Annotated in this window: 17 protein-coding genes; 5 read left to right on the forward strand and 12 right to left on the reverse strand. The window is 68.5% G+C overall.

What is annotated here, in order from left to right; all coding sequences use genetic code 11:
* Window positions 1–298: 298 nt before the first annotated feature.
* The 3 genes from E3T55_RS18820 to E3T55_RS18840 form a co-directional block, all read right to left on the reverse strand.
* A complete protein-coding gene (locus E3T55_RS18820) occupies window positions 299–628 on the reverse strand; it encodes a GIY-YIG nuclease family protein (RefSeq protein ID WP_134521074.1) in 330 nt (109 codons plus the stop codon).
* Between the two features lie 593 nt (window positions 629–1221).
* Window positions 1222–3570 (reverse strand): type VI secretion system tube protein Hcp, encoded by a 2349-nt coding sequence (locus E3T55_RS21045; protein ID WP_198418609.1) that lies wholly within the window; start codon window positions 3568–3570, stop codon window positions 1222–1224.
* Between the two features lie 860 nt (window positions 3571–4430).
* Window positions 4431–6575, reverse strand: a complete 2145-nt coding sequence (locus E3T55_RS18840) for an acyltransferase family protein (protein ID WP_134521075.1) — start codon at window positions 6573–6575, stop codon at window positions 4431–4433.
* Between the two features lie 588 nt (window positions 6576–7163).
* On the opposite strand from E3T55_RS18840, the gene E3T55_RS18845 reads away from it, so the two are divergent.
* The 4 genes from E3T55_RS18845 (at window position 7164) to E3T55_RS18860 (ending at window position 9621) form a co-directional block, all read left to right on the forward strand.
* A complete protein-coding gene (locus E3T55_RS18845) occupies window positions 7164–7442 on the forward strand; it encodes a hypothetical protein (protein ID WP_134521076.1) in 279 nt (92 codons plus the stop codon).
* A complete protein-coding gene (locus E3T55_RS18850) occupies window positions 7435–7791 on the forward strand; it encodes a ribbon-helix-helix domain-containing protein (protein WP_134521077.1) in 357 nt (118 codons plus the stop codon). Before E3T55_RS18845 ends, E3T55_RS18850 begins: the two co-directional genes overlap by 8 nt.
* A 604-nt stretch (window positions 7792–8395) precedes the next feature.
* Window positions 8396–8593: a hypothetical protein gene (locus E3T55_RS18855; RefSeq protein ID WP_134521078.1), complete on the forward strand. Its 198-nt coding sequence runs from the start codon at window positions 8396–8398 to the stop codon at window positions 8591–8593.
* 86 nt (window positions 8594–8679) lie between these two features.
* The gene (locus tag E3T55_RS18860; RefSeq protein ID WP_134521079.1) at window positions 8680–9621 is read left to right on the forward strand and encodes an ornithine cyclodeaminase family protein; all 942 of its coding nucleotides are present in this window, start codon (window positions 8680–8682) and stop codon (window positions 9619–9621) included.
* A gap of 345 nt (window positions 9622–9966) precedes the next feature.
* Here the strand turns inward: E3T55_RS18860 and E3T55_RS18865 are convergent, their stop codons facing one another.
* The 5 genes from E3T55_RS18865 to E3T55_RS18880 form a co-directional block, all read right to left on the reverse strand.
* Complete coding sequence (locus E3T55_RS18865; protein WP_166791841.1) at window positions 9967–12087, reverse strand: PKD domain-containing protein; 2121 nt, start codon at window positions 12085–12087, stop codon at window positions 9967–9969.
* Window positions 12088–12754: 667 nt separating this feature from the next.
* A complete protein-coding gene (locus E3T55_RS18870) occupies window positions 12755–17218 on the reverse strand; it encodes a phosphodiester glycosidase family protein (protein ID WP_134521081.1) in 4464 nt (1487 codons plus the stop codon).
* A gap of 223 nt (window positions 17219–17441) precedes the next feature.
* Entirely contained in the window at window positions 17442–18152 is a 711-nt protein-coding gene (locus E3T55_RS18875) for an SGNH/GDSL hydrolase family protein (protein ID WP_134521082.1), read from the reverse strand.
* Window positions 18153–18466: 314 nt separating this feature from the next.
* The gene (locus E3T55_RS20395) at window positions 18467–18625 is read right to left on the reverse strand and encodes a hypothetical protein (protein WP_166791842.1); all 159 of its coding nucleotides are present in this window, start codon (window positions 18623–18625) and stop codon (window positions 18467–18469) included.
* A gap of 231 nt (window positions 18626–18856) precedes the next feature.
* Entirely contained in the window at window positions 18857–19882 is a 1026-nt protein-coding gene (locus tag E3T55_RS18880; RefSeq protein ID WP_134521089.1) for a sugar phosphate isomerase/epimerase family protein, read from the reverse strand.
* Window positions 19883–20144: 262 nt separating this feature from the next.
* Here E3T55_RS18880 and E3T55_RS18885 point away from each other — a divergent pair, with 262 nt between their 5' ends.
* Window positions 20145–20669: a hypothetical protein gene (locus tag E3T55_RS18885; protein WP_134521083.1), complete on the forward strand. Its 525-nt coding sequence runs from the start codon at window positions 20145–20147 to the stop codon at window positions 20667–20669.
* Between the two features lie 127 nt (window positions 20670–20796).
* Here the strand turns inward: E3T55_RS18885 and E3T55_RS18890 are convergent, their stop codons facing one another.
* The 4 genes from E3T55_RS18890 to E3T55_RS18905 form a co-directional block, all read right to left on the reverse strand.
* Entirely contained in the window at window positions 20797–21264 is a 468-nt protein-coding gene (locus E3T55_RS18890; RefSeq protein ID WP_134521084.1) for an HAD domain-containing protein, read from the reverse strand.
* A gap of 235 nt (window positions 21265–21499) precedes the next feature.
* Window positions 21500–22312, reverse strand: a complete 813-nt coding sequence (locus tag E3T55_RS18895) for an ATP-binding cassette domain-containing protein (RefSeq protein ID WP_134521085.1) — start codon at window positions 22310–22312, stop codon at window positions 21500–21502.
* On the reverse strand, window positions 22309–23421 hold the full coding sequence (locus E3T55_RS18900; protein WP_241993152.1) for an ABC transporter permease: 1113 nt from the start codon (window positions 23419–23421) through the stop codon (window positions 22309–22311). The genes E3T55_RS18895 and E3T55_RS18900 overlap by 4 nt, the downstream gene beginning before the upstream one ends.
* Window positions 23418–24470 carry a sugar ABC transporter substrate-binding protein gene (locus tag E3T55_RS18905; RefSeq protein WP_134521086.1) on the reverse strand — a complete coding sequence of 351 codons (1053 nt, stop codon included), beginning with the start codon at window positions 24468–24470 and terminating at the stop codon, window positions 23418–23420. Before E3T55_RS18905 ends, E3T55_RS18900 begins: the two co-directional genes overlap by 4 nt.
* Window positions 24471–24649 lie beyond the last annotated feature (179 nt).

Below are 24649 nucleotides of genomic sequence, written 5' to 3' on the forward strand. Positions count from 1 at the left end.
CTCGCTGGTTGAGCCGGCGCGCGTAGCGCGCTGGTCGAAACCTGGTGGGCCGGCCTTCGGGCTTGGCCTGCGGGGTTTCGACCGCTCCTTCGTCGCTGCTCAACCAGCGATGGGGGGTCGCTGGTTGAGCCTGCGCGCGAAGCGCGCTGGTCGAAACCTGGTGGGCCGGCCTTCGGAGTCGGCTCACCAGGTCTCGAGACGCCGGCGAAGTGCGTGCCGGCTCCTCGACCAGCGGGGCCGCGCTGGTCGAGACCTGGTGGGTCGGCTCACCAGGTTTCGACCGCTCCTTCGTCGCGGCTCAACCAGCGAGGGGGTTGGGGGAGGACGGGTCGGCTGGCGGTGGGATTCTGCTGCGGCGGATACTGAGGGCGGGGAGGTCGTCGAATCTGCCCTCGATCAGGGCGATGCGTTTGGCGCGATTCCAGCCCTGGATTTGTTTCTCGCGGGCGTAGGCATCCGCTATTCGAGGACACTCTTCGAGGTAGACGAGCTTCACCGGGCGTCGGCGTTTCGTGTACGCGGCGCCGCCCTCGCCCGAATTGTGTTGCCAGAGGCGACGGTCGATGTCCCAGGTACTGCCAACGTAGAAGGAGCCGTCGGCGCATTCGAGGATGTACATGTAAGGCATGCCGGCATGGTGGCACGCTCGCCTGCTTCAGAAGAGTTATGCACAGCAGAATTCGCGAGCGCAGTGTGGAAACTGCGCTCGCGTGACGAAGGTGCGCCGGGGCATCCGCTTGTCGATAAGTGACAGCTGTGAGCGAGGAAGGCCGCTATACGGGTGTTGCGCGCTCACAGCTGTCTTTTATCGACAGGCGACGGCGCGAGAAGAGAGCGGTCGGCGTATGATCACCGTGCCGGGGCCTCCGAGCGCTCAGCTGTGGATGGGCCGCCTTTCGAGGCGGTAACCCACGACCATCTGACTGGAGGCTCCGGCCTCTGTGCCCAGCAGAGCGGGTGCGGCTCGCCGGGCGGGGCATCCGTCGTCGGATGCGTGCTTCGGCAGGGTGCGCGGGGGCATCCGCTTGTCGATAAGTGACAGCTGTGAGCGAGGAAGGCCGCTATAGAGGGGTTGCGCGCTCACAGCTGTCTTTTATCGACAGGCCACGGCGGCCGGGGTGCCGATCAGGCGCGGAGCCCAGTTCGGCGCGGGCCGGGGCATCCGCAGCGCACCTGATTGCCGACCCGCGCATCCGCTTCTGAAAGCGATGTGGTGGAGAGCTACTGCGCTACGTTTTGGGCGATGTTGTAGGAGAAGATCTGGTTTTGGCTGAAGATGCGCGCGTCGTCGTTGCGCTTCCAGGTGATGGCGCCGTAGGTGAATTGCACCTGGTCGTAGAGGGTGGGGGATCCGAGCACGAGTTTGGTGACCTGGGCGTTGCTGAGCAGGGTGGTGGTGGCGCAGTTGGAGATCTCGCAACCGGCCAGCTCCACGGTGGGCAGCACCTCGCCGCTGGCGACCGCGCGCAGCAGAGCGATGGTCGCGGGGCCGGTGCGGGTGTCGGCGAGGACGTCGGCGAACTCCGCCTTGCCGGCGCCGCCGCCCACGCCCGACCGGGTGTTGCCCAGTTGGGTGGAGCTCTGGCTCCAGCTGAGGGTGCTGAGCACCGAGCCCCCGGGCAGGGTCGTCGTGTACGTGGTGCCCCCGGTCGCCGTGGCTATGGACGAGCCGCTCGTGGCGACCATCGCATTCTGCACGATGTCCCAGTCGTAGGTGACGACCTGCGGCGTTCCGGCAAGAATCGACATCTTCTCGCGGGCGAAGTTCAGGCGCAGGGTCGCTGTGGCCTGCGTCGGGTCCTGGTGCACGTCGATACCGACGACCATCACCTCGGTCAGGGCCAGTTCGAGGATGCAGCGGCCGGTGACCTCGCCGGGCCGGCACATTTCCACGGATGCCGTGGGCACGTGGGTGCCCTTAGCGAGAGGGGTCATCTGGGTGACGATCTGCGAGTTCATCGGCAGGGTCACTGAGATGTCGCCGAAGGTGGCCTTGCCGGCGCCGCCACCCTGGTGAAGGCTGCCTTGCTGGGTGATCTCCTGGGTGAAGCCGGCGACCTGCACGACCGGGTTCACGCCGATTTTCATGCGGTAGATGAGGTCGTTCGGGTTCGAGTCGACGACGGATGCCCCACCGGCGGGCCCCGCGGGCCCCGCCGCGCCGGTCAGGCCGGTCAGGCCCTGGGCGCCTGTGACCCCTGGTTCTCCCTGTGGCCCTGTGGCCCCCGGTGCTCCCTGCGCGCCTGGCTGTCCTGTAGACCCCGAGGCGCCTTGCGCTCCCGTGGACCCCGAGGTGCCTTGCGCTCCCGTGGACCCCGCCGCGCCGGCGAGGCCGGGGGCACCGGCCGTTCCGGCCGCACCCTGCGGGCCCATGGGTCCGATCGGCCCCTCAGCTCCGATGAGGCGTTGCGAGGTTGCCGACCAGGATCCCGCGGCCTTGGGGCCGTAGAGAATGAAATCCGTGATGTTGAGGTAGAAGTCGCCGTTGATGCCCATCGCGGCGCCGGGCCGGCCGGACCCGTTCAGGATGCTGGTGCCATCTCTGCCCGGAAGCCCCGCGAAACCGGTGGTGCCCGTGGCGCCTGTCGCGCCTGTCGCGCCGGTCGCGCCCGTGGTGCCGTCTACTCCATCGGTGCCGTTCGTGCCGTTCGTGCCATTGGTTCCAGCCGTGCCCATGTCGCCCGTGGCACCCGTTGCGCCTTGGGCTCCGGCGGCACCCGTCGCGCCGGCAATGCCGTCCGAACCGTTGGAACCGTTCATGCCCGCGGCACCCGTCGTTCCGGTCGCGCCATCCGATCCATCTGCGCCATCCGAACCGTTCGTGCCGTTCGTGCCGTTCGTGCCTGCATCACCCCGTGTTCCGGTGGTGCCGGATGTGCCATCCGTGCCATCCGTGCCGCTTGTCCCATCGGACCCGTTCGTGCCAGCGGCACCCGTTGCTCCCGTAGTGCCGTTCGTACCGTTCGTACCGTTCGTACCGTTCGTGCCAACGGCTCCCGTTGCTCCCGTAGTGCCGTTCGTGCCGTTTGTGCCATCGGACCCGTTCGTGCCGGCAATTCCGGTTGCCCCCGTAGCGCCGGGTGCGCCGGTCGTACCGTTCTGACCGGCAGCGCCAGTCGCACCGGTCGAACCGGTGTTGCCCGTGGTGCCGTTCGTGCCGGTCGCTCCGCTGGCGCCCGTTGCGCCGGGGTTGCCGTCAACGCCGGAGTCGCCGGCCGGTCCCGTGGTGCCGGGGGCGCCATCCGTGCCAGTGGCGCCGGTCGTGCCGGTGGAACCCGTGGCTCCGGTGTCGCCGGTGACGGTTTGTGCTGAGTCGGTCGGCACGGTCTGGGCGGGTTGCTCGGCGTCTGCCGAGACCGCGGCCAGCCAGGAGACCGCGGTTTCGGTGGGTCCGCAGGTCGGTGCGGCACCGGACCCGATGGAGATCGCGGAGAACTGCAGGCTGACCTTGTCGAGGCAGGCGTTGAACCTGTCCGGTTCGGTCTGGGTGATGCAGCCAGCCATCGTCAGGCAGGCGACCAGCGAAGCGGATACGAGAAGGAACCGCTTGGTCGTGACGCGACCGGCCATGGGGTTACTCCTCGGAACGTAGATTTCCGGGCTGTTGTGGGCACAGACCGATGAGGGTGAGCAGCTTCTCCCCAGAGGGGCCGAACCAAACGGGTGTATGCGAAGGCTACTGGCCGGGCGGCGCCAGAACCGGGTGCGGTCCTGTTTTGGGGGTGCCGGGCGCCGTGCCTAGAGTCTCGAGGTTGGCCCGCTTGGTTTCGACCGCCGGTTGTTGAGCCTGTCGAAACACGTCGCGGCTCAACCAGCGACGCTGGTTGAGCCTGCGCGCGTAGCGCGCTGGTCGAAACCTGGTGGGCCGGCCTTCGGGGTCGGCTCACCAGGTCTCGAGACGCCGGCGAAGTGCGTGCCGGCTCCTCGACCGGCGGGGTCGCGCTGGTTGAGCCTGCGCGCGTAGCGCGCTGGTCGAAACCTGGTGGGTCGGCCTTCGGAGTCGGCTCACCAGGTCTCGAGACGCCGGCGAAGTGCGTGCCGGCTCCTCGACCAGCGGGGTCTCGCTGGTTGAGCCTGCGCGCGTAGCGCGCTGGTCGAAACCTGGTGGGTCGGCCTTCGGGGTCGGCTCACCAGGTCTCGAGACGCCGGCGAAGTGCGTGCCGGCTCCTCGACCAGCGCTCGCTGGTTGAGCCTGCGCGCGTAGCGCGCTGGTCGAAACCTGGTGGGTCGGCTTTCGGGGTTGGCGTGCGTGGTCTCGAGACGCCGGCGAAGTGCGTGCCGGCTCCTCGACCAGCGGGGTCTCGCTGGTTGAGCCTGCGCGCGTAGCGCGCTGGTCGAAACCTGGTGGGTCGACCTTCAAAGTTGGCGTGCGTGGGGTCGACCGCTCCTTCGTCGCGGCTCAACCGGCGACGGGGCAGGGCTCGCCACTGTCACCTATCGACGGGGGCGGCCAGCGCGTTCGAGATCAGGGGTGCGAGGGACTCGGCGTAGGGCACGGTGAGGTGCAAGCCATCCGCTCGCACGGGGGTGGTGCCGACGAAGCCGGGGCAGCGGTCGCCGTTGCAGAACCAGTCGAGGGTGTCGATGTAGGCCGCGTTCTGTGCCGTGGCGGCGTCGCTCTCGGCGGTGCGCAGGTCCTTCCAGCCGCGCGTTACGTCGTCGGTGCAGTCGCGGGGAGCGGCGAAGTTGGTCACGCAGGCCTGCAGCACCTTGCCGGCCGGCGGAGCAGCGAGCACCGCCAAGCGGGCTTCGCTCGGCGCGAGGGCGGCCAGCGTGGTGGCGGTTCCGTCGCGCATCTCGGTGATCGCGGCCTGACCGGTAGCCGCGCTGGTGAGGCGGAACGTCGTCGCGGTAGCGGAGGCCAGAATCACCAGGTCGGGGCTCAACTCGTTGATCGCGCCGATCGCCCAGTCGCGGTGCTCGGCACATTCAGGGTAGGCCGCGCCGCCGTCGCGGTTCACGGTGACCGTGGCCGCCGGGCACTGCCCGCGCGCGAAGGAGTGCACGCGGTAGCCGAGCGGTTCGAGTGCGGCCCGGATGCCGGGCAGCCAGGCAAGCGCGAACGAGTCACCGAGTACCGCGACGGCCTGGGTGCCATCGGCCGGGCCGGTGACGCATCGTTCGGCGTTGGACTGGCTGATGTCGGCGCATCCGTCTGCGGCGACCTGATCGAGCCAGCTCTGGATGCCGAGATCGTTCACGGCCGGGTTGAGGTCGGGGAATTCCGTCGCGGTGAGGGCGGCAAGAATCTGCGCGCTGCGCTCGGATTCGGGGGTGTCGGCGGGGGCCGCATCGTCGGCAGCGGTGGGCGCGGTGGGCGCGGTGACGACGGCAACAGCGGCGGTGAGGTCGCCGGGCGTTGGCGGTACCTGCGGCCGGGCGAGCGCGATCGTCGCGAGCGTGATGGTGGCGACGGTCATCAGCGCCACTCCCGCGTAGGCCTTGCGGCTCGGGGTGTCCGCGCGTGGGCGGCGCCGCTTCTCGTCACGGATGCGCTGGCGCCGGGCCTCGGCTTCGGCTCCCGGTTGCAGCCAGGTCGACTTGCGGATGGGGTCTTCGAGAAGGTGGTACGAGAGCACCGAGAGGCCGAACATGCCTATGAGGCAGATGATGACGTAGGAGGGGGAAGCGGCCGGCAGCACTCCGGCCAGAAGCACGATGACGGGAAAATGCCACAGATAGAGGGAGTACGAAATGTTGCCGATGTATCCGCTCACCGGATTGGTCAGGGGGAACAGGTGCCGCTGCGCCGTGGGCTTTCTGGTGGTGCCGGCGGCGATGACGAGGGCGGTCGAGAGCACGGGAAGGGCGGCCCAGGGGGCGGGGAATCCGGCGGATTCGCCGACCAGAGCGAGGCTCGCGATGATACCGAGAAACCCGAGCCAGCCCAGTGCCGGGCGCAAGGCTCGGGGGATTCTGTGCAGGGTGCTCGCGGCGACGGCGAGCAGGGCGCCGACGCCGAGCTCCCAGGCGCGGGCGAAGGTGGAGAAGTAGGCGAAGGTGGGGTTCTGGAAGGTCTCCCAGATCGCGTAGACGAAGGTGAGGGCGACGATCACGGTGAGGATGCCCGTCGTGCCGCGTTTGAGCCAGAGTAGACCGATCAGCAGGATCGGCCAGACGAGATAGAACTGCTCCTCTACGCCGAGCGACCAGTAGTGCTGCAGCGGGGAGATGGTGCCGGTCGCGGCCCAATAGTCCGTGCCCTGAACGGCGGACTGCCAGTTGCCGGCGAAGAACAGCGCCCACACGGCGTCGACGCCCACCGATTGGGCGCGGGCAGAGAGGAACACGACGAAGGATGCCGCCACGGTCACGACGATGACGACGGTCGAGATGGGGAAGATGCGGCGCACCCGGCGGCGGTAGAAGTCCGCAAAGCTGATGCGGCCGGTCTTCTGGTGCTCCCGGTACAACTGGCCGGTGATCAGAAAACCGCTGATCACGAAGAAGACGTCGACGCCGATGAATCCGCCGGCCGGCCACGCGAAGAGGTGGTTGGCCACGACGGCGAGCACGGCGAGGGCGCGCAGCCCCTGAATATCGGGGCGAAAGCGGGGTCTGACGGATGCGGCCATGGTGCGGGGTTCCCATCGTGCGTGTCACGGGTAAGTCCCCACACTAAGTTATTTGTGCCTTGTTTGGGGGGTAAATTCGTGTTCCGCCGGTTGGCCTTCGGAGTCAGCCCGCTTGGTTTCGACCGCTCGCAGGCTCGCGGCTCAACCAGCGACGGAGTCGGCCCGCTTGGTTTCGACCGCTCCTTCGTCGCGGCTCGGGGTCTCGCTGGTTCTTGACCTTCGACTATGAATCGCGGCGACTACGCCCGCGTGCTGCTGCTCTCCAACCCCGTCGCGCGAGAGCTGCTCAATTCTGCGATCGAAAACAACTCCATGGTGACGATGCCCAGGATTCCGAGCGCTAGATGGATGTATGGCATTGGTGACCCCGCGCTCATCCCTATACATCTGCCGGGGCGGGGTTCGGGTGGGCATCCGCTTGCCTGTCGATAAGAGTCAGCTGTGAGCGCGGCAGGCCGCTATAGAGGGGTCGCGGGCTCAGGACTGTCACTTATCGACACGATCCGGCGGGCGGGCGGGCTGCACGTGTGAAAAAGCGGTCACAATTTCACGCTACACAATGTGCGACCCGCTGGGTAGAATTGTGCGATGCCGCCACGTTGGGAATCGTCAAGCGACAAGCATGGCGTTGACCGCGTCGATCAGATCTACGCAATTCTGCACGCGAACTACACGGCAGAATTGCCGGGCGCAGGACGTGACGACGGAATTGTGACTCTATTCATCGGGCCACAGCACGAGCAGACTGATCGTGAGGTTGAAATTCTCGTGAATGTCTTTCTTGACGGGCGGGAGTCCGTGATTTTTCACGCGATGCTGCTGGGCCCCAAGTTGCGCCGTTACCGTGAGGAGAATCCCAATGTCTGACCCGGACTACAGCGACATTGCGCAGCGGCTCGGCGACCCACTCGGGGCCTTGCCGGAGCCACGAAACGTGCGCACGGGAGCCGCGGCGGCCGCGGCAGGGCGTGCACTCCTGATCGGGGAGTACGGCAGCGAGGACGCACTCACTGACGCGCTGCGCCCCGGCCGGCCTCGAATCGGAACGTCGGCCGCTGCTCGCGGCAGTTCTCCGACGGTTCGCGGGCGCATTTCTGATGCGGACTTCGCCGCGCTCAAAGAGCTTGGCGAACGTACGGGCAAGAATCAGAGTGAATTGGTTCGAGAGTCCGTGCACCGGCTTTTGGCCGCCGAAGGCATGTTGCCTTCGCGATAGGGCGAGCCGCAGGCGATGCGGCTAACGGTTAGCTGCGGATGCCCCGGGTTACTGGTCGATGCCCGATTGCGGCTTCGGGACGCTCGCCAGGGGCACGTTAGGCCTCTCATCAGCATTTGCGATCGACGCGAGCCAGGTCGGCAGTGCGGGGTTCGGGTGGGCATCCGCTTGCCTGTCGATAAGAGTCAGCTGTGAGCGCGGCAGGCCGCTATAGAGGGGTCGCGGGCTCAGGACTGTCACTTATCGACACGATCGGGCCAGGCCGCCATCGGTCGTCGGCCGCGTACCATTCGACGGATGTTGGCGGTGACAGGCGCGGGCAGGGCCGGGAATGACTGCTGTTGGGCTGGAACTCCGTCGAATGGTACGCGAGGCGGGGCGTGCTTTCGTTAACTGGGCCGCAGCGCCCATCATGGTGACCATGACCTTTCGTTCGACACCCATCCGGGTTTGCCGGTGCTGGCCCACAGCGAGAGCCTGCGCGCTCGTGTCACCGATGCCCTGCGGGAGTCGCTCGTTGCCGGCAAAATGCGGCCGGTGCGCATCTATTTCGCTCCGAACCTGGCGGAGATGCTCGGAGTCTCGGCCACTCCGGTGCGAAGCGATGATCGATCTGGCCAGGGAAGGACTCGTCGAACCGATTCGCAATAAGGGGTACTTCGTCGTGCAGCTGCGCGACGATGACCTGACCGCGCTGCGTGCCCTGATCGAGGTGCCCACGGGCGGCATGGTCGAGATTCTCGAAAGCCACGGCCTGCCGGCATCCGCTGCCGAGGTCGGCGAACCGCGCCTGATCGAGTAGCACCCGATCGCAGCATCGCTGCGGCAGGGGTCAGCCCCCTTCAGTATGAAAAGTCACGCACCGCGAATCACAGAGAACGGAACACAATGTCAACGTCAACCCTCGCCCCGGTCGCACTGATCACCTCGGAGCAGGTGCATGAGGGACTGTCGATGGCCGAAGCCGTTCTCGCCCTGGCCACGGCGCTGCGTGCGGGTCTTGACCCGCACGCAGCGCCGGCCCGCGGCAACATTCCGCTGAACCGCGGAAGTTTTCTGCTGATGCCGGGCGAATTCGGCGACTACGCGGGCGTGAAGATCCTCACCGTGGCCCCCGACAACCCGGCGCAAAATCTGCCCCGCATTCAGGGCAACTACCTGCTTTTTGACTCGCACACGCTCAGCCCCCTCGCGCTGATCGACGGCATCGCCCTCACCCTGCTGCGCACGCCGGCGGTCTCGGCGCTCGGCGTCGACCTGCTCGCCGCAGCGGATGCCTCCACGCTGCTGGTTTTCGGCACCGGTCCGCAGGCGCTCTTTCACGTACGCGCCGTCGCCGCCGTACGACCGTTGACGCGCGTCACGATCGTCGGGCGCTCACCCGAGCGCGCCGCCGAGCTGGTCGCGACGCTGCAGGCTGAAGGCTTCACGGCCGCCGCCGGATCGGCCGTCGATGTCGCCGACGCGCAGATCGTGATCTGCTGCACGAGTGCCAGCGAGCCCCTGTTCGACGGTGCCCTGGTGCGCGACGATGCCGTCGTCGTGGCGATGGGGTCGCACGATCCGGCCGCCCGCGAGACCGACGATGTGCTCGCCGCGCGCAGCCGGGTCTACGTGGAAGACGTCGATACGGCCCTGCGTGAGGCCGGCGACGTGGTGATCGGCATCGAGCATGGCGGCATCGACCCTCTGGACCTCGTCACCCTGTCCGACCTCGCCCGGAACGGCGCCGCCCCGCGCTCCGGCCCCGCGCTGTTCAAGAGCGTCGGCATGGGCTGGCAGGACCTGATCATTGCGAGCGCCCTGCACGCGCACCGTGACAACAACTAGGCCATGACCGCGCAGAGGGTGCCGCGACCGGCCGGGCCGGCCCTGGACGCAGCCGAGGTGCTCAACGCGAAGGTGGGTCTGCGTCCGTTTCGCAGCGCCGTGCGGCTGCAGAGCACCCGCCTGAACGGGCGCGTGGTGGTCAGCTGCTACGGACACGACGGTTCGGGGGTCACGATGAGCTGGGGCTGCGCGGACGCGGTGGTGCGCCTGGTTCGGGACGCGGCGGGTGTCGCGCCGGTGCGGGAGGCGGGGCATCCGCTTGTCGATAAGAGTCAGCTGTGCGGGAGGAACCCTGCTATACGGGGGTTCCGGGCTCACAGCTGACACTTATCGACACGATTGCGCTCAGGCGGTGGCGCTGACCCGGCGCGACCGCACGACGGTCAGCCCCAGGCCGACAAGCAGCACCAGCAGGGCGGCGCCCAGCGCGCCCCCGGGGTTGACCCCGCCCACAGCCAGGGCCGGGATGCCGGCCACCGAAGCGGATGCCGGCGCGTCTTCGACCCGCACGCCGAGGTTGAGCACCCGGGCCGAGCCGTTCGGGGCGAGGCCGACGACCTGCAGGGTGTGCGGGCCCGACCGGATCGCCGGCACGGCGAAGGTGCGGTTGAACGTGCCGGCCGCCGTGGTGGTGGCGGTACCGACCGAGGTGGCGGTCGAGAACAGGTACACCCCGACCTCGGAGTTCGGAGCGAAGCCGTCTGCGGAGACGGTGACCGATCCGTCGTGCTCGAGCACCAGGACGGTGTTCGCGCCGACCACGATCGCGTCGCCGGCCTTGTTGAGCCCCCCGAGGGTGAGCGAGAAGTCGGTGCCGGTGAGCGTCACTCGAGTGTTGGCGGCATTGCGGGAGACGGTGACGGCATCCGCTTGGCCATTCAGGGTCGAGCTGGCCTGGCCGGCAGCGGGAACGGTGACCGGGGTCACCGGCGCGGGGGTGCCAGCGGCCGCGGGCGGTGTGGTCACGGGCGGTTCGGTGACGGGGCTCGGATCGGGGGTCGGCGCGGGCATCACCGTGACGAGCGTGGTGCCCCAGCCGCCGGTTTCGGCTCCGACGACCAGATAGTACAGGCCCGGCGTGAGAGTGGCGGGAACGGCAATGCCGGTGGCCTGCCAGCCGTCGGCGAGCTGCGTCGCGAAGGCGGGTTCGGCGTCCCATGGCGATGCGGACACGGTCGGAACCAGCATCGCGGTGAGCGCCGAGTCGGCGGGGGCTCCCTGCAGCACGAGCGGAAGGCTGGTTCCGACCACGACCGGCGCCTGCTCGGCGACGAGGATGGACGGCTGCGCGAACGAAGCCTTCGGCACGGCGGCAGCGGCCGGCGCGACCGTGTACTGAAGTGTGATCGTGGTGCTGCGGCCGATCAAGTCGGTGACGGTCACCGCTACGGGGTACTCGCCGGCCGCCCTGACCGGCGCGAAGGCCAGACCGGTCTGGTTGGTCTGCACGTCGTCGCCGAAGTCGAACTCGTACGTCACGAGCGGGTCGGCCGACTGTGATCCGACGGCCGAGATCACCGTCGGCGCGCCCTCGATCGCCAAAGCGGATGCCGCGGCCTGCACGGTCGGGGCAAGCGCGGGTGACACGGCGGCGACAGGATTCAATCGGGCATCACTGACCAACGACGCCATGGCCTGCAGGGTCGGCGCCCGGTCGGCCTCGGAGACAAAGTAGGCATGGTTCTCATACGCGCCCGTCGCGACACGCCAGATGCTGGTCCAGCCGAAGTCACACACCGGGTCGCCCGCGTGGCAGAGGGCTGCGGTCGCGGTGTTCTGCGCGTAGACGCCGTCGAACGTGTCGCCGAAGTGCGGGGAGAGCCACCGCAGCAGGCCGTCTCCGGCGGCACCGGTGCCGACGTTGCCGACCGCGTTCGGCTGCTGGGTCGGGTCGCCGATCGTGACGACGCCGACGACGTCGATCGGGTTGAGCTGGGCGAGCACGCGGGCCGCGAGGGCACCCTGCGAGTAGCCGATGGCGATGAAGCGCGGAGCGTAGGCGCAGCTGCTGGCGGCAGCGGTGCTCTTGGCCTTCTTGATGATCAGTTCGGCGGCGACGGCGCCGGCCTGGGCCGAGGCCGACAGGCTCGCGACTTCGGTGGGATCGGCGGCGATGGCCGGGTATCCGGGGAGGTGCGGCGCATCGGGCGCGCCGACCCCGAGCACGGGAATGCCGGCGGCAACTGCCTCGGGAGCGAATTGCCCGATCAGGCGCTGCAGCGTGGGGCCTTCCCAGCCGTTGGTGATGAGGTCGCTGCCGGCGTAGGCGTAGTTGGCGCCAGCGGATGTCGTCACAGCGGGAACCAGGTTGGTCTCGCCGCTGCCGCGGAACGCGAGCACGGTGACGGGCGCGCAGGTTGAATCGGCGGCGACGGCTGCGGTAGCCACGCCCCCGACGAGGGCGGAGGTCACGACCGCACCGGCCAGAACACCCCCGAGAAGACGACGAATGGTGGCCTTGGCCATGAAATTCCCCCTGTGGTGTGCACTGGTGTGCACGGTCATGCATTCTGAGCGACGATGCTGCCCCCATCGACACTGATTTTCACAACCTAACGTGCCCGGGACCCCGGAACAACACCCCCAAACGCGCGGTCGAAACCACACGGGCCGACTGTTCCGCTGGTTGAGCGCGAGCTTGCGAGCGGTCGAAACCGCGCGGGCCGACTCTGAGGGCCGGCCCACCGGGTTTCGACCGGCGCGCTGCGCGCACCGGCTCAACCAGCGGCGTTGGTTGAGCCGCGAGCTTGCGGGGTCTCGCTGGTTGAGCCTGCGCGCAGAGCGCGCTGGTCGAAACCTGGTGGGCTGGCTTTCGGGGTTTGCTTGCGGGGTTTCGACCGCTCGCAAGCTCGCGGCTCAACCGGCGGGGTCTCGCTGGTTGAGCCTGCGCGCAGAGCGCGCTGGTCGAAACCTGGTGGGCTGGCTTTCGGGGTTGGCCTGCTTTGGTTTCGACCGCTCGCAAGCTCGCGGCTCAACCGGCGAGGGGGTGGGGGAGGGGCGAATTACGGGCAGCGTCGGGGCGGGGCATCCGCTTGTCGATAAGAGTCAGCTGTGAGGGAGGGACCCCGCTATACGGGGGTTCCGGGCTCACAGCTGACACTTATCGACACGGTTGGCAGGTGCTCGCCGGGCCCTACCGGGTGGCGGCCGAGCGGCGGCGGCGCTGCACCAACAGGAACCCGCCTCCAAGCAGCAACAGCAGAACGACCGCGGTGATGGTGTCGCCCGCTTCGAACCCGGTTGACGACAGCTCGCTCGCGGTGGCGCGTGAACCGGCTGCCGCAGCGGGAGCCGGTGTGCCGGGAACGTCGACCGCGAACGGAGCCCAGCCGACCAGCTCGTTGCGCAGGTCGAAGATCGCGATCTTGTGGGCGCCCGGCGCGAATCCCGAGACATCCACCGTGATCGCGCCGTTGATGATCTGGTGCCAGCCGAGCGGGGTGGCCACCGAGAAGCCCTGCACCGAAACCCAGTCTCCCTCACCGCTGCCGGGCACGGTGATCGTCGCTACGCCAGCCACGACCCTCATGGATACCCCGCCGGCATTGCCGGCCACGAGATCGGCGTCGGTGAGCGGCGACCGCGGCTGCGTGATGAGCGGCTCACGGTCAATGGTCACGGCGGCCGTCGTGACCGTCGCCGAACCGTAGCCCGCAGCCGAGGCGGTTACGCGGGCCGACAGCGAACGCGCGCCGTCGTCGCCGGTCACGGTGTAGGTTTCCGTTTCGGCGCCCGCGATGACCTCGCCGTCACGCAGCCACTGATAGGTCATGCTGGTCGCCGTGTTCCACGTGCCGGGCGCCACGGTGAGGGCAGCGCCGAGGGCACCGGCTCCGCTGAGCGTCGGAGCCTGCTGCAGCTCGAGGTCGCCGGTTCCGATGGTCATGGCGCTCGCCGCAATCACCGCGGGGGAGTAGCCCGCCTGCGTGACGGTCGCCCGCACGCTCAGGGTCTGGTCGACATCCGTCGCCGTCGGCAGGTAGGAGGCGCCGGTCGCGCCGGTGATCGCCTCACCGTTGCGCAGCCACTGGATGCCGAGCTCGGCGCCCTCTGGAGTGCTCCAGCCGGTCTGCACCGCGGTGAGGGGCGAGCCGACCTTGGGCATACCCGTCAGATCGATCCGAGCATCACCGAGATCTAACTCGCGCAGGGACACGGTGATCGCCTGACTCACCGTCTCGGCGCGCACCGTCACCCGCAACTCGGCGGTTCCGCCCGACACCGCCGTGACGGTGCCCGCCTCGGGATCGGCGGCGATGATGGTGCCGGCCGGGGCATCCGTCGCCGCACCGATGAAGACCCCGGCGCCAGCCCACTGGGTGGAAACGGGCCAGGCCGCCGGCACGGTGCGTTCGTCGTGGCCGGAGTCCTGACGGAACTCGGCCGACAGGGGGCCGGCATCGCCCACGATCAGCGACTCGGGAGCGGTCAGGCTCAGGGTGCCGGCGTCGATGCGCGGCTTGGTCTCGACCTCGAGCCAGGGCTCGGTGGCGTCGGCCCACTCACCCTGGGCGGGGTCGATGCCGAGCATGGTCCAGCCGGTGAAGCCGCCGTTATCGGGCGAGGTCGCCGGGCCCTTACCCGAGTTGCCGTTGATCACATACGGCACGCCGTCGATGCTGGAGGTATGGAAGGCTCCCACGTGGCCGGCGACATAGGCGGCCGACTTGCCGGATTCGGCGCGGAAATCCTGCAGCCAGTCGTCGACCATGGCGGCCTCGTTGCGGTCGGAGAGCTGGCTGCTCTTGCTCGGCAGCGGGTCGTTGGTGGGCATGTGCGAGACGAAGAGCACGCCGGTCACGCTCGGGTCCGCGGCGGCCGCGTCGAGCTGCTCGCGAGTCTGCTTGACCTGGGCGAAGTCGCTGCGCAGCAGGCCCGTCGCCGAACTGGTCGTGATAAAGCGAGTGCCGTCGACGTCGAAGACGTTGCTCGTGGCGCCGAAGGCGGCCCGAAAGTTGTCAATCGAGGCACCCATGATCTCGTGGTTTCCCGGAACGTAATACCAGGGAAACTCGACCCCGGCGAGTTCCTCGTCGAGAATCTCGCGGGCGAGCTCGAAGTCCGCCGCCGAACCCTCATCGACCAGGTCGCCGTTGATGAGCAGCACGTCGGGCTGTTCCGCGACGATCTCCTGCAGGGCCGTGCGGGCGCCGGTGACCTGGTAGCTGTCGGGGTCGCGGGCGACGAATTGCGCGTCGGACATGACCGCGACCCGCAGCTCTTCATCATCGGTGCCGCCGGTCTCGGTCACGATCGCGTCGGTCGGGCGCTCCACGTCGGGTGCCACGATGCCGTCGGGCGGCAGATAGGCGTAGATCTTCGAGAATTCGAGCGAGCCGGTGTACTGCTTGGCTGCGACGGTCTCCAACACGCGAATGCGCTCGAGCTTCAGCGGAAAGGTGAAGGTCTCCGGCACGAGAAAGTCGACCCGCTGCCAGCCGGTCCACGTCGCGTGCAGCGACTGGGACCCGTCGGGACCGTCGATCCAGTTGCGTACCCCGTTGGCCTGCATGACCTGCAGCCGCAGCAGCGATCCGTTTCCGTCACCCTTGATCCACACCGACAGCTTCTGCGGGCGGCCCGGAATGTCGATGCCACCGGTGCCGCCGCTGACCGCGCCGGGCGCCACAGCGTAACGGCCCCGGGTACCGGTCGAATCGGTGAAGTCGTAATTGAGACGGATGCTGGCGCTGCCCTCGTGCCCCTCGCCTGCCTCGATCGAGCCAACGGCCGCACGATCCTGTGCCGTCGTCCATCCCGAAATATCGCTGAAGTCGTCGATGACGCGCACCTCGAGCGGCACGGACACGGCCACCTCGACGCTCTGACCGCCGGCGGCGAAGGCGAGTGTGGCCGTGCCCTCGGTGGCGGTCGCGGTCACCAGAAAACGGCCATCGGCCTGAGCCTCGACCGCGAACGCGGCCGGGTTCGAGTTGCTGACGGTGACGTCGGCCGCCTCGATCGGGGCGGTGAAACCCTGCTCGTCGTGGCCGACCAGGTCCAGTGCGGTGCTGGAACCCTCGGCCTCGAGGGTGACCACCTGCGTGGCGGTCGTGATGCGCGACAACGAGCCGAGCACGTCGACGGATGCCTCACCCGTCGCGGCCCCGCTGGTCGCCGTCACAGCGGTCTGGCCGGGGGTGACTCCGGCGAGGATACCGTCGGCGGAGACGGTCGCGAGGTTCGCGGCATCCGTCGCCCAAGTGGTGCCGGTGGCCTCGACCGGCGCGTTCGCCTCGTCGTGGCCGTCGGCGGTGAGGGTGCGGTGCAGGCCGGGGAAGACGCGGAGGGCGTGGTCGCCGGTGGTCTGCGCGGTGACGTTGAAACCGGTGAGGGTGCCGGAACTCGGCTGGGAGAGAAAGAAGCCGAGACCATTGCCGTCGCGGCGCGGGTATCCGTCGGAGGGCGAATTCTGAACGGTGGAGAAGTCGTCACCGGCCTCGCGCACGTTGATCTGGCTGGAGCCGCCGCCGTCGGCGTTCGTCGCGTTGGCGGCGCCGAGCTCCTTCATGAACTGGCCCTGTTCGGTGAGGGTCATGCCGCGTGCGGTGGCGGATCGCCCGTCGAGCACGGCGAAGTAGGCAGTGGCACCGTCGGCACTGAAACCGACCATGGTGCGGGGGTGCAGTTCGGCGTTGTTGATCTGCTCGACGACACCGTCGGTGAGGATGCGGTGCCAGGCTCCGGCGGCTTCGCGCACCTCGAGGGCGCCCGCGTTGACCGCGTAGTCGATGAGAACGGTGTCGCCGGCGGCGAGGGTGGCCAGCTGGGTGGCGGCGGCGGTGCCGGCGTTGGCGACGAGTGCGATCACATTGTCGGGAAGCTGTCCGGCGCCAACGGTGTCGGAGACCGAGAGTACCGAGCCGTCGAGGGCCGAGATCTGTACCTCGATGCCGGCACCGGCGGCGAGCACCCGGGTGCGGGAGAAGCTGCCCCACTGCGCGTTGAAGAGGGTGAGGCCATCGCTCGGCATCGAGAAGACGTTGACGCCCGTGATCGGCAGGGACTGAGCGTCGAACGTGGCGGTGCCCTGCAACAGCAGGTCGACGAGGGAGCCCATGCCGTTCTCGTCGATGACGATGGAGGGGGCGGCGTCGGAGTTGCCCGACTTCAGGATCTCGCCGTCGCGCACACCCCAGCCGGCCGCGGCCCAGGAGTTGTTGATGTCGAAGCGGTCGAGGTTGATGCCGGCCAGGGCGCCGACGTCGTCGGTCATCTCGGTGACCGTCGCGCCGTCGCCGGCGACGGTCGGCGGGGTTAGGTAGCCCACGCGCACGGTCTCGGCGCTGAGCTCGGCCTTGAGAATGTTGACCTGCTGCCAGCCCTTGGAGTCGAGGCGCTCGTACTTCACGTGCACCAAACCCGGGGCGACCTGTGTGCGCTCGAGCTCGTTGATCACCGCGGTACCGCCGGCATCGAGGTTCATGCCGTCGATGGTGAGGGGTGTTGCGGACTGCACGTTCGCGGCGGCGTGTGCGGGAGTTGCCGGCACCGCCCAGAAGGTGCCGAGCGCGATGGCGGCGGTGGCCACCAGAGCAACGGCGCTCAGGCACGTTCGTCGTGGTATGACCGGCTTCGCAGCGATCCGTGCGGACATGGCAATTCCCCCAATTGTCGGCGTGCGAGCGAGCACGCGTTGACATCCTGTGGGTTGTCCATGACGCGACCATGGACGGCCGATGAACGGGCCGTACCATTCGACGGAGTTCAGGCCCGAAAAGGGTGTTTTGCGCCGGGAAAGACCGTTTTCGGGGGGTGGATGCCGTCGAATGGTACGGGGGCGGCCGGGTGGGGCATCCGTTTGTGGATGGAGTGCGGGGTCAGCCCTGGTTCAGGACCAGACCGGGCAGCTGCTCGCTCGCGGCCTGGCCCATGAGCAGCGCGCCGGCCTGGTTCGCGTGGGTGCCGTCGGCGGTGAGAGTGGGGGCCCAGCTGCCGTCGCCCGCGGTGACCACGGAATACAGGTCGAGAACGGGGATCGCGCGGAACGCGGCGCTCTGCCGGATGAGTTCGTTGAGCTCGATGACGGCCTCGGGTCGGGGCGTCGACGGCGGAACGAGCGCTGCTATGGGCTGGGCGCCGCGGGCGCGGATGGCCGCCCACAGGTCTTCGAGCTCGGTCACCGTGGCCGAGGGCGCCTGATCGCCCAGCAGATTATTCGTGCCGGCCTGAACGATGACGAAGCCGCCGTGTGCCGTCGCCTCGTCGATGCGCTCCGTCAGCGCGAGGGCGGATGCGCCGGGCTGCGATGCGAAGGCGCCCCGCGCGATACCGGGCGTTGTTGCGTCCCAGACGGCCAGGCGCCACCACGAATGGATCTCGGAGGCATGCGAGTCGCCGAGCACGGACACGGGCACCGGTGCGGAGACGATGGGGGTGGGCTCCGGGGTGGAGATGGGCGCGGCGGTCGGCGTTGCCGTCGGGGACAACTCCTGCGTTTCGGCCTGCGACGTGCTCTGCTGTGCTGCTACAACAACCACCGCCAGGGTGACGACGCCGAGTGCGGCCGCCACGGCGAGTGCCTTCAGCACCCTTTGGCGCCCTGTTTTCGGATCGTGATGTGTGCGCACTCGGACAGCATACGTTGCGCACCTGACGATGGGGTGCCCGCAGATGCGTGTTGTGGAGCGAGTTCGTTCGGCGGCCGGACGCGGGGTGGTCGCGCGGCGCGCGGGGCATACTTAAGGGGTGGTTCATGAGATTGCCGCGCTGGTGCGCGCCTGGTGGCGTCGTCGCCGCAACCGCTGTGTGCGGTGCGGGCGTGGCCTTGAGAACAGCCGGATGCGGCGCTGGTGCTCCGACGAGTGTGAAGACTACTGGGTGCAGGACAGCCTGTAGGGCGGGGTTAGCCCGGCGGGCGCGTGGGGTCGTCGGTGCTGCGGGGCGGGGCTGCCGGCTCCGGCGGGTCGCCGGCGATGGTGGCGTCGATGTGGTCGTACATGGCGTCGAGTGGGCCGCTGACCTCGGCGGCGAACCAGGCGCGGAGTGTGCGGCGCTCAGCCATGCCGGCACGGGGACTCGGGCGTGCCGTTGCCGTGGCTCGCGGCTGTGTGACGCGTCATTGACTGGCTCCCAACGAATCGGTGCTCGTGGATTCGTTGAGGTTAGCTCATGGACGAGGCGGCGCCATAGGGGGCGGGGCACATTCGCAGGGTGGAGGCGGGGCATCCGCTTGTCGATAAAAGTCAGCCCTGAGCGAGGCTCTAAAGAGGGGTTCCTCGCTCACGGCTGACTCTTATCGATGCGCCGGAACTGGTGCGAGCGTCGCGCCGAGTACGGCGTCGGCGTTTTTGAGCACAGTGGCCGCGATCTCGAGGCCTTCGATGCGGCCGAGGGAGACGTCTTCATGCTCGATGTTGACCGCCATGTTGGGGTCAACCTCGTGCAGGGCGCGCAGGAACTCGGTCCAGAACGCGGTGTCGTGGCCCTTGCCGAGCGCCACGAAGTCCCACGCGGACTCCTTCGGCCACTCGTTGCCCCATTCGTCGTCGCCGAGGTTGGTGCGATCTTCGTCGGCGCGCAGCTTGCGGAACCGGTTGTCGAGCACGCCGTAGACGGCCGCGGCGGGGTTCATACGAATATCCTTCGCGGCCGCGTGCAACACCAGAGGGCCGAGGTTGCGCACGACGGCGACCGGGTCCATCTGCTGCCAGAAGAGGTGGCTTGCGTCGAGTTCGACGCCGATATTGGTGGCGCCGGTGCGCTCCACGAGTTCGCGGATGCCGGCCGGATTGAACACGAGGTTCTGCGGGTGCAGTTCGAGGGCGACCTTCACGCCGTGGTCGCGCGCAAGCTGGTCAATCTCAGACCAGAGTTTCGCCGCCACGTTCCACTGGTAGTCGAGCTGATCGAGCGAGCCGGAGTTCCAGGCGTTCACGATCCAGTTGGGGCGCGTCGCCCCCGGCTCGCCGCCCGGCAGCCCCGACATCGTCACGACTCGGGTCTGGCCGAGCGCGGACGCCGCCCTGATCGAACGACGGATGTCCTGGGCATGCTTCAGTCCGATGGCCGGATTCGGGTGCAGTGGGTTTCCGTTGCAGTTGAGACCGGCGATTTCGACGCCGGTGCCCTCGAAAATCGCGAGGTAGTCGGCGGCCGCCGAGGGGTTCGCGATGATCTCGTCCAGGTTTGGGATGTGCACCGGCGGCAGGAATCCGCCCGAGTTGATCTCGAGGCCGGTGAGGCCGAGTGAGGCGACGACGCCGATTGCCTCCGGCAGGGAGCGGTCGTGCAGGATCGCGTTGTAGACACCGAGTTTCATGGTGCCGTGACTGTCGGGGCCGGCTGCGTTGCTGCCGCCGCTGTGGTGTCGCACACGGGTGTCTCCCTTGACGGATGCCGCGCCTGGATGAAGCGCTCCCTAAAAGATACGGTCAACAGTATGTCCTGTCAATAGTTCAGGCGGCCGGATGGGGGGCGTGGTTCGGGGCGAGGCCAGTGCCCGTTAAGCTGGGGGCAGTCTGTCCTAATACAGACAATGGCTCGATCTGCGCTTGAACTACGTATATATAGGGGACTCCACCATGGCACGACGTGTTTTCGCAGCGATTGCCCTGGGAGTCCTGGCTGTCTTCACGATGCCGCTGGCCGCGCAGGCGTCGGGCTACGTGCCCGCCGACAGCATCAGCGTCTCCGGAAATCCCGTCGCCGGCGGAACCGTCGCGGTCGACTTCGCCGCGGGCGCCTTCACCGCCGGGGAAGCGGTGTCATTCGCCGTCGACGGCGAGGGGGCAGTGACCCTCTCGGCCATACGCACCGCGACCGTGACCTTGGTGAAGTCCGCGACGACGACCGGCGCCGCGAGCGTCGACGTCACCCTGCCGGCGGATGCCTCCGGTTCATACACGACCACCGCGACCGGTCAGGTTTCCGGCTCGGTTGGCGTGGCCACGATCACCGTCACCGCAGCGGATGCCGGTTCCGGCCTCGCCGGAACGGGTTACGACGCTCCCGTGCTGCTGATCTGGGCCGGTGCCGGCGCGCTGATTCTGGGCGTGGCACTCGTCGTGGTGCTGACCATGCTGCGTCGCAAGCGCGCCGCGGAGTAGCCGAGGGCGGCATCCGCTGTCTGCGTGAGCCGCGTACCATTCGACGGAGAGTGGCACCGGAATCCGCGATTCCGGGCCCAAACCGTGCGTTTTCGAGCTGAACTCCGTCGAATGGTACGGGCCGGGTTCAGAGGGCGGCGACGAAGGCGGTGACCGCGTCGAGGTGCTCTGGCGCGAGGCCGACGCGGGGCTCGGGGTGCACGAGCAGTGTCGGGTAGGGCTGCGCGGCGGCCCAGTCGACGGCGTCGGGGCGCAGCAGATCATCGATCCAGACCACGGCAGTCGGCGGCTCGTCTTGCCGGGCCAGCCAGCGCGCGATCCAGTGCAGCTTCGGCGTCGGGGCCGGCGCCCGCGGATCGACGTGCAGGTCGCGCGGAAAGGCGATGCCCTCGGTCGCGCTCGGCAGCTCGAGATCCCGGGTGAGGTGAAAGGTGTGGGTCGGCGACCAGGTCGTCGCCCAGACGATGTCGCCGAGCGCGGCGAGCCGCTGCACGAGCAGCGCGCGGGCGGGGCTGAGCACGAGTCGCGGATGCTGCGCCACCGGGTTCAGCACCCCGTCGACGTCGAGCAGAATCAGCACACGGGGAGGAGTCATCCGTTCAGCCTACGGCCGGGGCGAGGGGCGCGGCATTCGCTGGCCCACGCGGATGTCGCCGGCCGGCCCCGCCTCTTGGCCCCGGTCTGTCTCGCGGCGCAGGTTCGATTCGCGGGCGCAGTATAGAAACTGCGCCCGTGAATCTAAGGTGCGCCCGGGGGTGCGGGGGTGCGGGGGTGCGGGGGTGCGGGGTTGCTCGCTCACAGCTGACTCTTATCGACAGGTAGCGACGGGATCAGGCCTCCGGGCCGGGGGCTGGGCGCTCGAGCTCGTGGGCGAGGGCCTCGAGTTCGGCGCCGCCGGCCATCAGTGCCGTCATCTCGGCGAGGCTCAGCTCGTTTTTCGGGAACAGACCGAGGCTCGTGCCGTGCTCGAGCAGCAGAAACCGGTCGCCGACCGGGTAAGCGTGGTGCGGGTTGTGCGTGATGAAGACCACGCCGAGGCCGCGGTCTCTGGCCTGGGCGATGTAGCGCAACACGACTCCGGACTGCTTGACCCCGAGGGCCGCGGTCGGCTCGTCGAGGATCACGACACTCGCCCCGAAGTACACCGCGCGGGCGATGGCGACGGACTGTCGTTCGCCGCCCGACAGGGTACCGATGGGCTGGTCGACATCCCGTAAGCGGATGCCCATCTTGGCCAATTCTGTGTGCGTGAGGTGGCGCATCCGTCGGGAATCGAGCTGGCGGAAGGGGCCGGACCTGAGCTCGGCGCCGAGGAAGAAGTTGCGCCAGACCGGCATCAGGGGCACGACGGCGAGGTCCTGGTAGACGGTCGTGATGCCGAGGGAGAGGGCCGCGCGCGGGCTCGCGAACGTGACAGGGGTGCCGTGGGCGAGGAGTTCGCCCTCGGTGTGTGCGTGAACCCCGCTGAGGATCTTGATGAGCGTGGACTTGCCGGCACCGTTGTCGCCGAGCACGCAGAGCACCTCGCCGGCGCTGATCGTGGCGTTCACGCCGTGCAGGGCGCGCACCGGACCGTAGGATTTGCCGATGTTGCGTGCCTCGAGGATCGGGGCCGGGGCTGGAGCGGGGGCTAGCGCGCTCATGCTGTGGCTCCGACGCGCTTGCGCACGGAGAGGTTGACGAGCACGGCGAGCAGCAGCATGCCGCCGAGAAAGGCCTTGAGCCAGTTGTTGTCCCACTGCGCGAACACGATTCCCTGCAGCGTCATGCCGTAGATCAGGGCGCCGAGCGCGGCGCCGACGGCCGATCCGTATCCGCCGGTCAGCAGGCATCCGCCGACGACCGCGCAGATGATGTAGACGAATTCCTGGCCGATGCCGGTCGTGGCCTGCACGGTGGAGACGTCGAAGAGCATGAGCATGCCGACCAGCCAGCCGGCGCCGGCGGTGGTCATGAAGAGGCCGATTTTGACCTTCAGTACCGGCACGCCCATCTGGCGGGCGCTCGGCAGGGCGCCGCCGACGGCGAAGATCCAGTTGCCGGTGCGGGTGCGAATGAGCACCCAGGTCGCGAGTGCGATCACGGCAAACCACCACAGTACGGCGACCTTGAGGTCGAGGCCGAGCACGGGGATTGTCGATCCGAACAGGTGTTTAACCGCGTCAAAGAACGGTACCTGCGCCATGCCCTGAATGACGACCGAGCCGGTGATGAGCTTGGTGACGGCGAGGTTCACGCCCTGCAAGATGAAGAACGTCGCGAGGGTCACGATGAAGCTCGGCAGGCCGGTTTTCATGACGATGAGACCGTTCGCGGCGCCGATCGCGAGGGCCACCGCGAGGGCAACGAGCATTGCGATCCAGACGTTGAGACCCCACTGGGTGGTCAGGATGCCCACGAGCAGGCCGGTCGTGCCGGTCATCGCGCCCGCGGACAGGTCGAATTCGCCGCCGATCATCAGCAGCGCGACGGCGACGGCCATGATGCCGAACAGGCTCGCGCTGTAGAGCCAGGTCGACACTCCGGCGGGCGAGAGAAACACATCCGTGGTCAGGGAAAAGAAGAGAAAGATGCCGAGCGCGGCCACGAGGGCGCCGAGTTCGGGGCGGCGCACCAGGTGGTGTACTGCGCCGGCGCGGTCCTCCGCGGGGTGGGTGTCTTCTCGCGAGAGCGGGTCAGTCGTCGGTATGAGCGGGTCTGACCGGCGATTCACCCGCTCTCGCGGCGCGGCGCGGCCCGGTGGGCGCGTCACCGGGTTCCCCGGCTCGCGAACTCGGCGACCTGCCCCGCGTTCTCTTTCGTGACGAATCCGGGGCCGGAGTAGACGGGCTGGCCGCCGCCGACGCTGTCGCCGTTGCGCAGGCGGAGGGTGAGGAAGACAACCGGCAGGTAGCCCTGCGAGTAGGGCTGCTGGTCGAGCGCGAAGAGGATCGAGCCGTCTTCGATGAGGGCGGTGACGTCGGCGGAGACGTCGAAGGTCGCCAGTTGCGCGGTGCCGCCCGCATCGGTGTTGGCCTGTGCGGCGGCCACGGCGATGCCGGGGTTGAGGCTCAGGACGCCGTCGATCGACGGATCGGCGAGCAGGCTGCTGCTGATCGTGTTCTTGGCGTCGGCGATGTTGGCGATGTCGACCTGCAGATTGGTGACGGTGCCGAGCTTGTCGGCCGCTCCCGCACAGCGCTGTTCGAGGGACACGTTGCCGGCTTCGTGGATCACGCAGATCACGTTGCTGGCCCCGGCTTCGGCGAGTTTCTCGCCCGCGCCCTGTCCGGCGAGAAACTCGCTCTGGCCGACATGGGTGAGGGCGCCGAACTCGGCGGACTGCTCGAGACCGGCATTGATCGTGACGACCGGGATGCCCGCCGCGACCGCACTCTCGACCGCGGCGCGCACGCCGTCGGGGTTGGCCATCGACACGATGAGCCCGGCCGGGTCGCTCGCGACGGCGGCGTCGATGAGCTGGCTCTGCTTGACCGGGTCGCCGTCGCCCTGGTACGTCACGGTCATGTCGAGGTCATCGGCGGCCTGCTCGGCGCCGCTCTTCACGACGTCCCAGAAGTTGTCGCCGGGGGTGCTGTGGGTGACGACCGCGATAGTGCCGGTGACGGCGTTGGGGTCGGTGTTGCCGTTGGTGTCGGCGCTGGTGTTCTCGCTCGTGTCCGGCTGGCCGGTTCCGGAGCAGCCGGTGAGCGCCAGCAGGGCGACGAGGGCGAGGGCGGCGGTGCGGGTGCGGGCGGTGGTGCGGGTGCGGGCGGCGGTGCGGGGCGTGCGACTGTGGCGCGTGGTGTTGGCGTGCTTCATGGGTGGGTCCTCCAGGACATCTGCCCTCGATTTTGCCAGTTTTTCAGGGGAGCGGGCGCGCGGCTGGCCGGGCGCGGCATCCGTCGGCCTCGTGGCGCAGGTTGCGCACGCGGGCGCAGGTTCGAACCTGCGCCCGTGTACCGAACCTGCGCCCGGCCGAGATTACTCGGCGCCGGCGC

The organism is Cryobacterium frigoriphilum (genome assembly GCF_004403305.1).
Taxonomy (GTDB): Bacteria; Actinomycetota; Actinomycetes; order Actinomycetales; family Microbacteriaceae; genus Cryobacterium; species Cryobacterium frigoriphilum.

What these genes read in the sequence shown, in the direction of transcription:
- E3T55_RS18820 (WP_134521074.1), bottom strand. Translation starts at nt 628, where the DNA reads ATGCCTTACATGTACATCCTCGAATGCGCCGACGGCTCCTTCTACGTT.
- E3T55_RS21045 (WP_198418609.1), bottom strand. Translation starts at nt 3,570, where the DNA reads ATGGCCGGTCGCGTCACGACCAAGCGGTTCCTTCTCGTATCCGCTTCG.
- E3T55_RS18895 (WP_134521085.1), bottom strand. Translation starts at nt 22,312, where the DNA reads ATGAGCGCGCTAGCCCCCGCTCCAGCCCCGGCCCCGATCCTCGAGGCA.
- E3T55_RS20395 (WP_166791842.1), bottom strand. Translation starts at nt 18,625, where the DNA reads ATGGCTGAGCGCCGCACACTCCGCGCCTGGTTCGCCGCCGAGGTCAGC.
- E3T55_RS18855 (WP_134521078.1), top strand. Translation starts at nt 8,396, where the DNA reads ATGATCGATCTGGCCAGGGAAGGACTCGTCGAACCGATTCGCAATAAG.
- E3T55_RS18885 (WP_134521083.1), top strand. Translation starts at nt 20,145, where the DNA reads ATGGCACGACGTGTTTTCGCAGCGATTGCCCTGGGAGTCCTGGCTGTC.
- E3T55_RS18870 (WP_134521081.1), bottom strand. Translation starts at nt 17,218, where the DNA reads ATGTCCGCACGGATCGCTGCGAAGCCGGTCATACCACGACGAACGTGC.
- E3T55_RS18850 (WP_134521077.1), top strand. Translation starts at nt 7,435, where the DNA reads ATGTCTGACCCGGACTACAGCGACATTGCGCAGCGGCTCGGCGACCCA.
- E3T55_RS18860 (WP_134521079.1), top strand. Translation starts at nt 8,680, where the DNA reads ATGTCAACGTCAACCCTCGCCCCGGTCGCACTGATCACCTCGGAGCAG.
- E3T55_RS18890 (WP_134521084.1), bottom strand. Translation starts at nt 21,264, where the DNA reads ATGACTCCTCCCCGTGTGCTGATTCTGCTCGACGTCGACGGGGTGCTG.
- E3T55_RS18845 (WP_134521076.1), top strand. Translation starts at nt 7,164, where the DNA reads ATGCCGCCACGTTGGGAATCGTCAAGCGACAAGCATGGCGTTGACCGC.
- E3T55_RS18865 (WP_166791841.1), bottom strand. Translation starts at nt 12,087, where the DNA reads ATGGCCAAGGCCACCATTCGTCGTCTTCTCGGGGGTGTTCTGGCCGGT.
- E3T55_RS18840 (WP_134521075.1), bottom strand. Translation starts at nt 6,575, where the DNA reads ATGGCCGCATCCGTCAGACCCCGCTTTCGCCCCGATATTCAGGGGCTG.
- E3T55_RS18905 (WP_134521086.1), bottom strand. Translation starts at nt 24,470, where the DNA reads ATGAAGCACGCCAACACCACGCGCCACAGTCGCACGCCCCGCACCGCC.
- E3T55_RS18880 (WP_134521089.1), bottom strand. Translation starts at nt 19,882, where the DNA reads ATGAAACTCGGTGTCTACAACGCGATCCTGCACGACCGCTCCCTGCCG.